The sequence below is a fragment of the Alteromonas confluentis genome, from assembly GCF_001757105.1.
In the GTDB taxonomy this organism is placed as follows: domain Bacteria; phylum Pseudomonadota; class Gammaproteobacteria; order Enterobacterales; family Alteromonadaceae; genus Alteromonas; species Alteromonas confluentis.
In genome coordinates, this window is record NZ_MDHN01000022.1 from 1 (window position 1) to 14,804 (window position 14,804).

Genomic DNA, 14,804 nt, shown 5'->3' on the forward strand with positions numbered 1-14,804 from the left:
TATAGAACGTCAACTATCTTGACCGGTCTGGCGTCAATTAACTTGACCGGTTGTCGCTGAGTTATTCTTCCTGTTTTATTGCTGCTTTTCTGCGGTAGCTTTCTCCCTCTAATTGAATGATGTGTGAGTGATGCACGAGCCTGTCGATGGCTGCGACTGTCATGGTGGTATCAGTAAACAGTGCATCCCAGTCTTCGAACGATTGATTGGAGGTGATGATGAGGCTGAACCTTTCATACCGGTGAGCAATGAGTTCGAACAGCACACTGGTTTCTTGCTCTGTCTTTTTCACGTAGCCGATATCGTCAATGATAAGCACCTGGTATTTATCCAGTTTGTTCAGTGCGTCCTGGAGTTTGAGGTGCTGTTTTGCCTCCTGCAGATGTTGCACTAACGCGGTGGCCGCATAGAACTTTACGCGGGTTCCGGCTTCTATCAGGCTGTAGCCCAATGCACTGGCCAGATGGGTTTTACCGACACCGCTTGCGCCGAACAGCAGCAGATTGGTGGCGTGTTTTACCCACTCATGGTTATCCGCCAGTTCATGGAGGCGGGCTTTGGTGAGACCTTCAATGACATTAAAATCGAACCCACCAACATGCTTGCCTGATGGCAGATTGGATTCTTTCAGATAACGTAATTGACGCTTGTCTGTCCGGCTCGACAACTCCATGTGGCACAACTCACTTAAGTAGTGCTCTGGCCGCCATTGTTCATGCAATGCCTTTTCAGCCAGGCTCTCCCAGTGGAGCCTGAACTCACTCAGTCGCAGGCTCTTGAGCATGAGTGGCAGGGATGCTGTATTAGTCATGTCTGCCTCCCTCCCTGTAATAACAGGCTATACAGCTTTAACGGGTGTTGCCCCACCTGAAGCTGGGGGATGTGGCGAGGTTGCTGTTGGAAGCGTTCCTGACAGTCGAACAAGCTGGGTAACCGGCCGCTATTCAGTTGCTGCATAATGAAGCGACCCAGCCTGACTTCATTATCCCCCTTGCTCGCGAGGTGAAGTACTCTGACGATATAGCGACAGGCATCATCAGCCTTCATATTGCCATTAGCGTACTGCCAGATACTCCGGTAATCCTCATTAGGTAATAACTCATCCCGCCACTGTGAACACCGGAAGGCCTGAGGCTTTTTTACTAACGCATCAATAACGTGTTTGTAATTGACGCTGCGTTTACGCGCGGTGCCCGTGGTATATACCCGCTCTAAGGTGTAGGTCAGCTCATGACCGAGATATAGAGCTAAGCGGTCATCATACACTTGCACCCGCAGGCGACTGCCTACCAGACGCGAAGGCACGGTATAAGTGACGCGTTTAATGCTGATGGTACTGGTGCGCGAGACGCGCACATATTCGGTTGAGTAATTGACGCTGCCCGCCGGCGGCAGTGGCTGTAATTGTCGCTGCTCTTTAATAAATGCCGTATTAATGCGTTTGTTTCGTCTCGCCACTAATTGCCGGATAAAGTCTTCATAATCGTCGCGACAATTAAAGTCATACGAGCCACGAATGCGCAGCGCCTGCTCAAGCTGCGCTTTAATATGGCGATTACTGGACTCGATGACGCCATTTTCATGCGCGACACCGGTGTTATTGCGTGTGCCGGTAAAACCATAATGTGCCATCAGTGAAGCATACCGTTCTGTAAATTTACCGGCATCATCATGATTCCGGTACGCTGCACTCAAGCTGTCGGTGCGGACTTCCTTGGGGACGCCGCCACTGGCTCTGAAGGCATTCTGTAACCCATCAGAGAAGGCAGCGAAGCTCTCACCACCATAAATTACATGACTGTAGTGCCAGCCACTGGCGGCCAGGCGATAGTTGAACAACATGTGCTTACACGGCTCATGCCCGATAGTGACCGGAGACTTAACATGCGTGAAGTCGCAAATACCCAATAAACCTGACTCGTGGTGCTGTAAGAACATTACGTCCTGAGCACCACCGTGTAATTGTCGCCACTTCTTAATTCTGCGCTCAAGTGTACGTCGCGCTGAGGTAGGAAACTGATCGCTATGCGAATCACACAAATAATCAAATACGCCCACTGGCGTAATTAGCTTATCTTGCTTCAGAAGGGGGATAACAATACTCTCCCAGACTGCCTCAAGGGGATCGGGCCGGGTGCGCCAATGACGGTGGGCTTTTTTAGGTTGGTGACGGCCGTTCTCTATGCGTCTGGCGGAACTGACAGAAATGTTCGCTTTGCTGGCGGCAACTTCCTGCGTGAAATCCTTTCGAAACTTCATATATAACCTGACTTGTTTTTCTGTGATGTGAGTTCCCGACACGCCATTCTCCTCGAATTGTCGTGTCGAACCTTAACAGAACAACCGGTCAAGATAGTTGTCGCTCAACCGTTCAAGTTAATTGTCGCTCTATATTCTGTGCTTTTGTAGGACAGAATATGAAATGACCGCTTCCCGTACAAAGCAGCCTGTAAGGTCTGATAAGGCTCTATTTTAAATAGGCTCCGATTAAGTTGATCCTAATCCATTTAATTGAAATAATTTATCTAATGCGTTTGCGCCATATTCAACACAAGCTATTGTATTAAGGACTTTATTAAAAATTCCCGCTTTGTTCCGGTCACTGTTTTTACGCACTCAGTAAAGCTTTTGTCTTCACAGATGTGCTGTCTTATGTTCTGCCTCACTTTTTTCCCGAACTCAGGGTATGTAGCGAGGATCTCCATGAATTTGTGAGGTTCTCTAAGGCACTCATCAATAACATGCTTTATATGACTGCGAAGCCAAACTGAAGATGAACTGAGCGACTTCAGAAGATACTCGGGATAATAGGATAGTTGCAGGTTCGTCAGGCATTTTACTAAGAATTCCGGAACAGGTCGTTTTTCATAAACGGGGTGATTAAATTCCACGGTCAGAACCTCGAACGTACAGTGATGTAAGAGTATGAGTTTGTCCAGATCTTCAGCAAAAATGAGTATATCAATAAAAGAGTCGAATCGCTCAAAATCACCGGAGTTGTTCATTGCTCGTATGAGTCTGAAATTACAGCTATCGAGATGGTTTTTCAGAAACTCTTTATCAGACTGAGATGTAGGGTCAAGGCGGCTGTAAAAATTTTCCCAATAGGAATGAAACACCTCAGACGGCAGTTCATTTCTTGAGTTACAGCAAGCCAGAAGAAGAAGTAAATGCTGTTTTATATCGTGTTCTGTACGGGCGAAAATAAGCTTCTCTATAATGATTGGCTCATCATCAAATACTGACAGAGACAGGGCTGGTTCATATTTATAACTGGCGATAGTGGTCTTAACTAAGTTATCTAAATCTAATGTCATATCATCACTCTCTTATCTATCAATGTATTAAAATTTCCTCCTTTATTATTGTTATTGTCGGTTTCGCTAAAACGGTAAACTGCTAATCAGATAGTGCTATCACATTATCCTGCCATTGCCGGTAGCATGCCTCTTTAAACGCTTCCTCAAAGTTCGTGAACGTGAAATCGTATTGTTTGAAGTGCAGGGCATTGGCGAACAACCACTTTTTCAGCCCGGTCGAAATGCTATCGAATTCGAACCATAGGGTATTTGGCATGCCGTATCTCTTGTATGTGAAAGCCGCAAAAGCATGATATTGCTCAAGCTTCTCCTCATCAAAAAGTGTATCCAGCGACATAAAGTAGTCTTCCCGCTTATAAAGCTGCAATTCCGCAAAGAAAGGGGCCTGTTCTATGCGGTAGCAGAATCTCATATACTCCGTATCGCTGACGGATAAATTTACATCTAACTTGTATTTTATAGTGTTTGTGAGTTCTTTCTCTCTCAGGTCGTTAAATCTTGTGAAATTGCCGATTAGTGTGCTTTCTGCTCTATACATATAATGCTCCTTGAAGATATTTTTCATTATGCAGTAATGATCTAATTTGTCATTTTTTTAACCATTTATTTTACCTTTAAATTATATTTATTTTTAAGTGTATGTATTATATGTATTTTATTTTAATTGACTGAATTTGACTACTCTGGGCAGTTAAAGGTTTACTGTCATTTACACGGGACCTTATGACTAAAGCAAGGTCATGAACTTTACTTGCCTGTGGAAAAGCTAAATCTTTATTTTTGCCTTTTGGAGTATTTTTAATAGAGTTTTCGTATCTTTTTTTGTAGTTAATTGTGTAAGTTGTTGATGTTTTTGTTTTTTATGTAATTGCTTCAAAAAAAGATAATTAAATCAGTGTGTTGTGTTTTTTATTTCTGTGTTTTTTGCTTGCTTTGTTTGTAGTCTTGCGCTAATTCTATAAATAAGAAACGTCAAGAGCGAAGCAGTCAGATGAAAGATATTTACATAGCAGAGGTCACGAACCAGCGAATTATAGCCTTCAATAAAGCGAGAGCGAGAGGAGAGCATATGCCTTTCCTTTCACCGGCAATGATGTCAGCAGGCACAAAATCCGTCAGGTGGTGTCCCAAGCAACAGCGGAATATATTTCTGCTCTCGGACGGTGAACGTCGTTTTTATCTTTCTAAAATATTTCAACCGAACGTAACAAGCATCAAAGAGCAATATCCGCTTGATTACACCAGAACAAAGGAAATAGCAGACAAGCTGAAAGTAATTCATCCACGTGATCACGTAACCGGAAAATTGCAGGTTATGACCACAGATCTTGTTATTGAGTACTCTGATTCAGACGGTTCAATTTACCGAGAGGCTTGCTGGTTTAAACCCACTTTGCAGGACAAAAATTGGACCAGAACTAAACAAAAGTGTGATATTGAAAAAGAGTACTGGAAGTCCTTCGGCGTCTCATACCGGCAGGTTATCGGTAAGAGAAGCGTAAGCCGGACACAAGCTGACAATATTGAGATGCTAAGTGAATATTATGATACTCATGCTGATAACGGTGAGTTATTGAAGTTTACTTCAGCATTTCTCAGTAGTATTACTGAACATCCCGCATATTCGCTAAGAGACACACTGTTCGATACCGCTGATCGTTTGTGTGTAGATACCCGAAGAGCGTATCGAATTTTCGCAAATGCGACGCTTCGTCAGCTTTTGCCGATAGATATGTACCTCCCGCTCGAGTTTACCGAGCCGGTGTGTCTGAAGGCGTAAGGAAAAGCGATGTTCGTAGAAAATGATCTGCTTACCCTCACCGAACTAGGTGTCAGAAAGTACGAGCATCGATTCGGCAAAGATGACAGTTTCCTTGTTTCAATGCATTTCGAAGAAGACTGTCAGCTTCCGGAATTCTTCATCGTCGCAAATTTGACAACCTTTGAAGCCAGCCCGGAGCCCGTCAAGCCGTTGAAGCTTACTCTGAATGCAATAATGGAGTGTTTTACTCATAAAGTGGATAGTGACGGCTGTGCTCTTACATATTTCCCTGATGAACGCAGATGTTTAAGCGATAAGGAACTAACCGAGAGGCACCCGAAATGGTTACTTAACCGAGATAAGTCCTATAATTATATTGCACCTTTTACAACCAGAATAAATATCTGGCGATATCTGTCCGGAGAATTAAGTACCGATATATCAACGCGATGTAGGACTCTGGGAATAAATGAGAAGGCGATTCGCAGACCTCTGAATCGATACCTGTCTCTCGGCTCCAAAGCAGCATTGCTCCCTATAAAGTTCGCTAACGTGGGGCAGGGACCGCGTGTATATACTAAGAAAACCGGTCCCAAAAAAGATCGGAATGGTTATCCAGTCAGGTCAATAACGAGACCATGCCACGAAAGTGATCTTGATAAAGTCAGAAAGCTGGTTTGGGCGAATCGTATTGACGTTACGCACGGCAACGTCGTCATCAGAAAGCTTCGAACGCTGTTTCTGAAACAGTACTGTTCCACACCGGGTTTTGTAACCAAAAACAACATCAGCGTACCCGAGCTGATATTGGATGAAACCCGTTCTCTTTCGGAGGGACAGTTTTTGCGGCTGGTCAAAAAAGCATTTTCAACGCAGGAGCTGAAGCAGGTTCGATTGGGTAACAAGTCATACAATAATAAGCGCAGAGATAAAACACAAAGTGCCCGGGATGGTCTTCACGTCAGCGCTTTCTGCTTCGAAATCGACAGCACACCTTTGCCAGTATATCTGGCATATCCTCATAATTGCGAGAAGCGGGAGACCGCGGGAAAAGTTCATCTGTGCCTTGTTGGCTGCGTCTCAACACATCTGATTGTCGGTTTCAGTTTAGCATTCGCCACGCCAAACTGGGAAAACGTGATGGAAGCTTTGTTGAACTGTATGCAGAACAAAGTGGAGTTTGCAAAGGAATACGGGATGGTTATTGACGAGGAGGACTGGCCTTCTCAGCATCCGGCTAAAACTATACGCGTTGACAACGGCCCGGAAAATCCAGTTGAGGTAATAGAAAAAGTAGTAGGCAGCGGAGTTGGTATAAAGGAGAGCAAGTGGTGCCCCCCCGGCGAGCCAGCGTTAAAAGGAACTATTGAAAACCTTCTTTACATTATTCAGACCTTCCTTGGGAATCTGGAAGGTACTGTGAATAAAAATGCAGATGGAAGTTGTCAGCATGCCTCACAGCGAGCAGTTTTACAGAAAGACGATATTGTACGACTGATAATAAAGACGATTACGATTCATAACACCACAGCGATAAGACCAAAGCTGTTAAATAAAGAAATGGCTCTCGATAATGTCGACATTACACCCTCTGCAATGTGGCGATATGTAGTAGATCATCCTCTGTACGGACGCCCAAAAATCTCTCAGAAAGATCTGCCCAGATACCTCTGGAATATGCTCAAAAAACATACCGTAAGTGTGACGCCTGAACACGTTAATTTTGAAGGCTTTCATTATCACAGCAACTGGGCTGAAAGGAATCACTGGTTTGTCCGAGCGGACATGGAAGGCAGTTATAAAGTTGAGATGGTGATGCTATCCGGAATGATAGATACACTGTATTTCAAAGACGAAAAAAACGAGTTACAGCCCTTCAGACTAAACAGAGATTTTGAGATTTACAGCGGAATGACATTCGCGCAGGCAAAGGCCCGCAAAATTCAAATCAGCGCTCGTGCTCATGAACTCAAAGTCAAACGTGATCAGGACCTTATCAACATGCAGCATATGATCCAGTCAATAACCGTCCAGGGTCATCGCTTCTACGAAAACGCGCCACTCAATCACGCCAAATCTATTCAGTCAGACATTGAAAAGCGCAATGCCGTAATGGTCGCTGAAGAGCAGAGAAACCGGGCGTTCGCGTATCAGCAGGTATTAGATGTTGATAATCAGTCCTCAACTTTCAATTATTCCTTCACCGATAGGTATGCTCAAAGTGACTCGGAAGAGGATGACTTCGGAGATGTCAGTTAATGCACCAAAGCAGCCCAAAAATCCATAACGCAATCTATCGAGCCGAGCGTAGCAGATACTACTGCAATAATCCTCTAGTAGAAGCGATGCCTGAGTTTCTAAGTGAGGAAGAATTTCGTAAATGTATCCAGAATGATCGGAGCGTTCCTGATGATTTGTTTTCTCTTCCCAGTATTGATGCGCTTGATGAAATTGACCGCCTTAAAGGTGTTTTCTATCCCCTGCCACTTACATACCAGCTATATGAGCATGTCTATACTCAGCTGCGTCGTGGGTATGAATTCCGGAACCCCATGCTGGCGGAACATCGTCGGATAATGAACCAGCTGTCCCAGGAATTAAAGCAGTCTTCTGAAAGCGAGTCTGAGGGGGACAGCGAAGAGCAGACTATTTGTCCGACAATTTTAGTTTCTGGCGAAGCTGGTGCGGGTAAATCCGGTTCTATTCGACGTACATTACGCTTGTTCAGGCAGGTGATAAAACATAGTTCATATCATGGGCAGATTTTAAACTCCCTGCAGGTTACCTGGTTGTCTTTTGATATGCATGCGTCAGAATCAAAAAAGGACTTCGCATACAACTTTTTCATGGCGTTGGACAAAGCAACTGGTCTGAACACAGGAAAGGAGTTTCTGAAATCAGGAAGTACCGTTGAACAGACGCGTAATGCGATCCCTCTCGCAGTCTTAAAATATAATATTGGCATTATTCATATTGATGAAGTTCAGTTTGCACTTAATCGTAAAAAAAGTGACAAGAATACGCCGAGCTTTCCTGAGCTGGAGTCTTTTTTTAATAAACTCGGCATTCCTCTTATTCTTTCAACGACACAGGACGCGTTAAACAGATTTGAGAAGTTACCTCAGGAATCTGAAAATCAGCAAAGCGCAGGGCAGACTTCACGACGATTAGCTTCTGTCGCGCATATAAAGTTCAGACAGTGGACATTGTCAGACCGATACACTCACCTATTTTTCGATAGTTATTTTCCTGAATCTTTTTTTAAAGAGAACGCAGTGAAGAACCGGGAGTTTTTAACGGCGCTAATGATTCTCTGTGCTGGTGTGCCTGACGCTCTCTCACAACTTTCGATTGCATTTCTGCGCAACTGGTACAAACAGTCCCGGAAAGGGAGTGAAGCAGACTGGATGAAGCTTTTGAACAAGGTTTACGAATCGAAAATGTCTATATGGCACGCGCCCCTAAGTAAATTGAGGAGAGAATATAAAGTTGGCAACTGGCCGGCTTCAGAATGGGAGAATGAAAGTGCTGTGGCTAATCTGGAGGAAACCAACGATGTAAACTGGGAAGAAGTCAATAATAAACATCAATCTTTTCGGCGAAAACCGCGCACCACTAAGCATCAGCACAAAGCTGCAAACAGCGTTGAGCGTATTGATGAGGGAAAAGAGGTTATCGATGCTGAAAGTATCATAATGTCCTTCGGACAGGGAGAATGTGATGTTTAATTATCCTCCCGCACCTCTGCCGGGCGAGCACGCTGCGAGTGTAATATACAGGACGTTTCAGCAAAATTGTCATCAGCGAATTGAGACTTGGTTTAACACGCATCTGAAGACCCCTTTTTTTGAGATGCCGCAGCGTATATGGGTACCGGTTTATGAACATCTGGCAGAAGCGCTTCAGGTATATTTCTCAAAAGCTTCTTTTATTAAACAGTTCACAAACCTAACCGACTATACACTTTTTCTGTCCCCTCAGAACTTCGATAGTGGTTATCCCAGTTGTATTTTTCATGATCTCGCGAAGCGAAAGTTTGAACATGGCTTGCAAGTTATAACAGATCGAGTGTGGCGTTATTGTCCAGATTGCGCAGTGGAGGATGAGCGCCGTTTCGGTACGGCGTATTTTCATACTGAACATCAGCAGTATCACAGATTATCATGCCTCAGACATGGCTGTTATCTGAAAGCTACGCAAACGCAAAAGTTTTCACTTCCCCCTCTCGATCGTGAACGTGAAGATATTATTGCTGAAGTGAGTATTCTGGAGCGTCAGCTTCAAAAGCTTATAAATATCATAAAGCAGGTGCCCAGTCCGGAGCGAAAGCCAAGACTATTGAGTTTACTTAAGCAAAAGTTGGGCGTGTCCCGTCTTCATCGGCTCAGAGACCATAATCTGAAAGGCATGCGTGAAGCGCACGTCTATCTTGCAGAAGCTTTTAATAACACTCCAATGAGGCATTTTTTCCGGTGGGGGGCGCTCTGCGCCGATCGCTATCCGTTGAACGCTCCTCACGGACTGCTGACCATGCTACAGCCAGATCGTTTCTATCATCCAATGATTTATCTGATGATAGCGGTGACATTTTTAGATGAGCAGGAGCAAAATCTTTTAGTTGAGCTTCCTTTTAGAGGGGAGAACCCAAGAGAGCCGTTACCACTGGTAATTATACCTGAGTCCTTTAAGGCTCCGAGCTGTTTCGGGGGGGTATAAAGTGAGGCTTTTGCAGATATCGCCGAGGATCTACCAGGATGAAACGATCTACAGTATCGCTGCGAGATTAATTTTAAATGATCTGTCAGCTTCAGTATGTAGCGGTATGACAAATGTTCTGGGAAGCCGCAATTACCAAATCGACTCGGGTTTGCCATCCTTTCTGCCAAGGCTGGCCGAAGTTACAGGCTGTGAAACTGAAACGCTGCTCAATAATCATTCTCTTTTTAATTTCTATTCTATGTTTTCAGTATCTACAGCGAGAGAAGCCGCGAAAGAAATGTTACTGAACGGTAATAGCAGTGGCGCTTTCAAGGCACTGGGGATGCTTGCAAATCGAATTAATGATGAGCGTTTTCTGAAGTTCTGTCCTCAGTGCATGAGAGAGTGGGAGTTTGCGTATGGGGATCTTGTCTGGTTGCGGGATCATCAGTTACCTCTGGTCAGTGTTTGTGCACACCACAGAATTAAACTGGTTCAGGTGGAGCGACGACGTTATAAACTGATGTTCCCACGTCTCAACTGCGAGTCCGAAATAAACGAAAGTGTAGTAGACTTCAAGATTGCCGACTTCAGTCGAATTCTTCCGACTCTCGGTAGTTTTGAGCCACAGAAACTCCGTCTGACTTACTTACAGCGTCTTGCTGAGCGAGGACTGGCGACAGATAAGACAATTCATCTCAGCAAATGGCGCCCGGAGTTACGGAAATACTACTCGCATTTGCTTATAGATGAACGGGTAGCTCAGCTTCTTAACGACAACCGTGAGCATGGCTTTCCGGCAAATATCTTCTACAACAAATTCGGCAGTCATCATCCCCTGAAGCATATGCTCATTATCTGTTTTTTGTTCGAGCATGTTGGCGACTTTGTTGTGAGTTATTCTGCGGCGGATAAAAAAGCGCTAGCAGAGTTTAAGTTATCTCAACCCACCCCCCAGTTGGAAATCGATCACGGTCGTCGGGAAAAAATTATGTATGCCGTTAAAAATAAAATGTCATTACGCAGAGCAATGAAATACGCAAACGTCAGTGCTGCAACGGTTCGTAATATTGCCTCAGGCTCTGGTCTGTCTCTTGAGCGCAGAAACCAAAAACTAACACATGATGTTGTTCGAAGTATAACTCTCAGGTTACTGGTCGGCTATAAAACTCAGGAGATAGCTGAACTGACTGGAGTTCTGGTAGGCGATGTTGAGCAGATACTGACAGGTCAACCGGAGATAAAACAACTGAGAAAGAGAATTAGATTTTACTCCAGGCGACAGGCAGCGCGGTCAGTCATTAAATCAGAGATGGCGTGCTGTGATAAATTTCGCGTCAAAGATGCAAAGGAGCGATGCTACAGCGACTACATGTGGTTGTACAAGCATGACAGAGAATGGCTAAAGCAGAGTATAAATAATGCTTGAGAGGAAAATGATGGGCAAAGTAAAAAAGGTAAGCATTCCAGAGGCACTGACAGATGCAGCTCGTGAAGTTGTTGAAAGTCGGCCTTCATCGATAGAGCAGCAGATTGAACTCTGGGTACGCGTCGGTAAGCGCACATGTGAATGTTTAACAGAAGAAGAGGTTACGAAGTTACTTTTTGGTGTAGCTAAAGTCAGGTGTGTTCAGAAGGTGGATGTTACTCGACCTGCGACTTCGACTGAGAATGTGGATTCAGGTGCGGTGACATTGGATGCTTTACAGCTCGAACTTCTGGCGTTTTTTGACGGTGATGATGAACTGATGCTTGAATGGCTGAACACTCCGCTTCCAGCTCTTGCTGGACAAAGGCCTTTTAAACTGATTTGGAGCGATTCGGATAGGGCGGAGATTCGGAATTTGTTACAGGCCATGCGTTTTGGCGAAATGACTTGACTGATGAGGGGGATATCGCCGGGGCGAGATAGCCCCGGCAGCTCCCCGCTTCGGCGCAAACGATACTTGGCTCTTATCGCCAGACGTCGTTTAAGCGTGCATCGCGGACCCGTATACTTTGTACACATCATCTTTAGAGACCATGGGGCAATTACATGGTCTCGTGTATGTTAGAGCAATGCGTGTAGTTATAAAAGTGTTCCGGAGAAGAGTTCTGAAATCCGTTAATGAGCGAGATAACTGACGCACGCACTAATATCACACAATGCGAAATAATTACTATGCTAGCAATTTGCTACCATCGAGGATGAGCTCTCCAACTGGATACTTTGGAGAAAAAATGCATATACAATCTGTAGGTTATTGCCCGGAACGGATTTATCGAAAGGCTAGAAGTCTTCTTATGACTCCGCTATCAGAACGGCGTCAGTGTAGAAAATTAAGGGCTGTCGGTGCTTGCAGAAGCTATCGGCTTCCGAACGGTTTTCGTCTTTTATGTCAGAGAGACGGAAATGCTCTGATTCTGAGTCATGATAACTATATAAAAATGATAAAAAATTCAAGAAATCATAAGGATATGAAATGAAACACTTCGATAATATTCCAACCGCTGTTCTTCTTGAAAAACTGGGTTTTGCTGATCCAAAAAAGTTAGCCAAAGACGTTAATGTTATTCTTAAAGAAAAAGAAGATTATAAAAAGTATATTGTTACTCCCAGTGAAGAGTTCAGTATTGCTAACACTAGACCCGAAAAAATCACGATCGTCAGAGAAGCTGAAACTCTTGTTAGAAATATCGCGATACTTCATCCATACAAGAGACTTTTTGGCCGGAGTGGCGATGCTTCTAAATATGTCGCACAAGCAAAACTTTCCCTTAAGAAAAACCGTCAGCCGCTACGCGATGCAGCGCTTCAAATGAAAAGAGATTTAGAGCGAGATATACAGCGGTCGCAAGACGCGCTGGAAGGACTGGGCGAAATCACTGCTGTGATAACAGATAATCTACCCATTAACCTCGAAAAGGACTCAATTAACGAATTACTACAGAGCGGAAGGCATACATCCTTATCCGACATTTCTCACAGCTATTTAACTGGTAACTGGAATGACATTGTCGTTTATCGCAATCGAATAAGCGATGGGGAAGTGAGTAGTGAACTTTTTCGCTTGCTGGGCGAAAAGCTCTATTTAACTGGAGATATGAATGAAGCTGAAGAGATTCTACTTTCGGCTGTAGAGCTGGATGCTGAAAATGGTATCGCTCACTCTATTCTGGCAATGATTTATCAACGAAAGTTAGCTGAAAACAGTGAGGAGAAAATTCATTTTCTGGCAAAAACTGACTTTTCCGGACACATTAGTAACCCGGTTACAAGCGAGGAGCAATGGATTAATGATGGACTGGAGTTCGTGAGTGGATCACGCGAGAAGATAAAAGCGAATTTTATCTATCATGCAGTTCATTCGCTTGAGTTCTGGCCTCAGCATGGATACCGCCCTGACGGTAAAAAGAATTACATGATGAATTTATCTGGTGCACCTGATGTATCAGTAACGTTATCCCGATGGGGGCTTTTTAAGGCACTAATTGCCCAGATTGGTACCAAGGAGTGGAACCAATACAAATCATTCTTAGAGCGAGCCGTCGTCTCGCTGCTTAGCTTCAGTGAATACGGTTTTCATCATCATTATTCTTTTTCAGGCGAAACACTGAAAGATAAAATTAATCTTCTACATCTGGTCAATCTATATTCGCCCGATATCGCATCCAAACATCTGAAATGGAAGTCAGAGTCATTTAGAAGCGAAGAATCTTTATACCTAGAAGGATATTATGAATATTTTCGCTCTCCGCCGGTTGCCGCTATGTTTTCTGAATATTTTGGTGTTGATACCTATGATCAGCTGATGGCAGATATTCTGGAGGCCAGGTACGAGAATGAAAAGACGGAGATGCTTTCTGAACGAGCTGAACGCATACTCTGGAATACTGAGAAGTTCCTTCAAAAGCTATGCTCCGCACTGAATCACCGCGCTCTCATTCCAGAGTTAAGTGTACTTGCGAATCAGTATGATATAGAACAAGCCTCAGATGAGACTGATAAGCAACTGGCTTTACTCATTAACGCGATTGAGGGCTGGGAAGTTTTTCAGCAAGATAAAACATGGCTGAAATACCGAGGCTCTAACTTTGAAAGCTGGCAGGTACGGAAGCTTTTGCTTACAGCTTGTCTCGTAGAGTTGGCCGCAAATAAAAACACTGCACATAATGCTGAGCTTTTGTCTGAACTAGTTGCTGAAGACCGTGCTTTTACTGGCATTCTGACATCCTTTTCTCCTTGGTTGATGAATTGGCTGACGGAGCGAGTTTTAGCTCAAAACCCTGATGTGGGTGGGCTTAACGAAGATCTGGCATGGCTGGTAGCGAAGACTGAAGATGTATATGAGCAGTTCTCCGACGATTTTTAAGGCGCATCTGAGATCAGAATCGACAAATTTCAAATCTGTTTCATATAATGGCCAGTTGGGCATACATATTGAACGAGACGTTAATTAAAAAGTTGTGCATACGATTCTCAGGCTAATCTTGCCTAAATGACTCTCTGATGCTACCTTGAGCACAGGTAACAAGGGGACTAAGTCGGATTGAAAAATCCCCCTGGCCCGCTGATTAGCAAGGTGATGTGAGCGAGTAACGTCGGTCAGATCATACATCAGCGTTTACGCAAGTCGTAAGTTAAATAGGTGATCCGGAAGTAATATTCGAAGCGAGCTTGTGTTTCTGCAATGCTCGCTTTTATTTTCTTCGAAATAGAAACCTCTAGTCTGCACCATACTAACAATTATAGTTAACGAATCTTAGCGTTTTCTTGATAAAGAACCTGAGTGCTGTGTACGCGTGGGGTGCCCTCGTCTGTTCTAGTCTATGTGTCAGATTAAGTAGGAGCAATTCACTTGAAACTGAGACCCAACTCAAATCAAGGACAGTAAATTTTTTACCACTTATCGTTATCTGCTCGCTGACAGCACGAGATTGTTCAATTCAGGTAGTATTTCTGTTTACAATCGGCCGGTTTGCCCTAAATAGGTACTATTCCGGCGGCTGACAGCGTGAGATTGTCCAATCTAGGTAGTATTTCT

11 protein-coding genes are annotated in these 14,804 nt (G+C 44.1%); 7 read left to right on the forward strand and 4 right to left on the reverse strand.

Annotation, left to right across the window (positions count from 1 at the left end; genetic code table 11):
- Positions 1-61 precede the first annotated feature (61 nt).
- From istB to BFC18_RS10110, 4 genes are all read right to left on the reverse strand, one after another.
- Positions 62-811, reverse strand: coding sequence for an IS21-like element helper ATPase IstB (istB, locus tag BFC18_RS10095; protein WP_070125210.1), 750 nt, complete (start codon positions 809-811; stop codon positions 62-64).
- Positions 808-2,301 (reverse strand): IS21 family transposase, encoded by a 1,494-nt coding sequence (gene istA / locus BFC18_RS10100; protein ID WP_070125211.1) that lies wholly within the window; start codon positions 2,299-2,301, stop codon positions 808-810. The genes istB and istA overlap by 4 nt, the downstream gene beginning before the upstream one ends.
- A 254-nt stretch (positions 2,302-2,555) precedes the next feature.
- A complete protein-coding gene (locus BFC18_RS10105; RefSeq protein WP_070125440.1) occupies positions 2,556-3,317 on the reverse strand; it encodes a hypothetical protein in 762 nt (253 codons plus the stop codon).
- An 82-nt stretch (positions 3,318-3,399) separates the two neighbouring features.
- On the reverse strand, positions 3,400-3,732 hold the full coding sequence (locus tag BFC18_RS10110; RefSeq protein WP_139138991.1) for a hypothetical protein: 333 nt from the start codon (positions 3,730-3,732) through the stop codon (positions 3,400-3,402).
- Positions 3,733-4,311: 579 nt separating this feature from the next.
- Here BFC18_RS10110 and BFC18_RS10115 point away from each other — a divergent pair.
- From BFC18_RS10115 to BFC18_RS10145, 7 genes are all read left to right on the forward strand, one after another.
- On the forward strand, positions 4,312-5,100 hold the full coding sequence (locus tag BFC18_RS10115; RefSeq protein ID WP_070125442.1) for a TnsA endonuclease N-terminal domain-containing protein: 789 nt from the start codon (positions 4,312-4,314) through the stop codon (positions 5,098-5,100).
- 9 nt (positions 5,101-5,109) lie between these two features.
- Positions 5,110-7,341, forward strand: a complete 2,232-nt coding sequence (locus BFC18_RS10120) for a hypothetical protein (RefSeq protein ID WP_070125443.1) — start codon at positions 5,110-5,112, stop codon at positions 7,339-7,341.
- Complete coding sequence (locus tag BFC18_RS10125) at positions 7,341-8,810, forward strand: AAA family ATPase (protein ID WP_070125444.1); 1,470 nt, start codon at positions 7,341-7,343, stop codon at positions 8,808-8,810. Before BFC18_RS10120 ends, BFC18_RS10125 begins: the two co-directional genes overlap by 1 nt.
- Entirely contained in the window at positions 8,803-9,798 is a 996-nt protein-coding gene (locus BFC18_RS10130) for a TniQ family protein (RefSeq protein ID WP_070125445.1), read from the forward strand. Before BFC18_RS10125 ends, BFC18_RS10130 begins: the two co-directional genes overlap by 8 nt.
- 1 nt (position 9,799) lies before the next feature.
- Positions 9,800-11,209, forward strand: coding sequence for a TnsD family Tn7-like transposition protein (locus BFC18_RS10135; protein ID WP_070125446.1), 1,410 nt, complete (start codon positions 9,800-9,802; stop codon positions 11,207-11,209).
- Positions 11,202-11,660 carry an antitoxin Xre/MbcA/ParS toxin-binding domain-containing protein gene (locus BFC18_RS10140; protein WP_070125447.1) on the forward strand — a complete coding sequence of 153 codons (459 nt, stop codon included), beginning with the start codon at positions 11,202-11,204 and terminating at the stop codon, positions 11,658-11,660. The genes BFC18_RS10135 and BFC18_RS10140 overlap by 8 nt, the downstream gene beginning before the upstream one ends.
- Positions 11,661-12,242: 582 nt before the next feature.
- A complete protein-coding gene (locus BFC18_RS10145) occupies positions 12,243-14,132 on the forward strand; it encodes a tetratricopeptide repeat protein (protein ID WP_070125448.1) in 1,890 nt (629 codons plus the stop codon).
- Positions 14,133-14,804 lie beyond the last annotated feature (672 nt).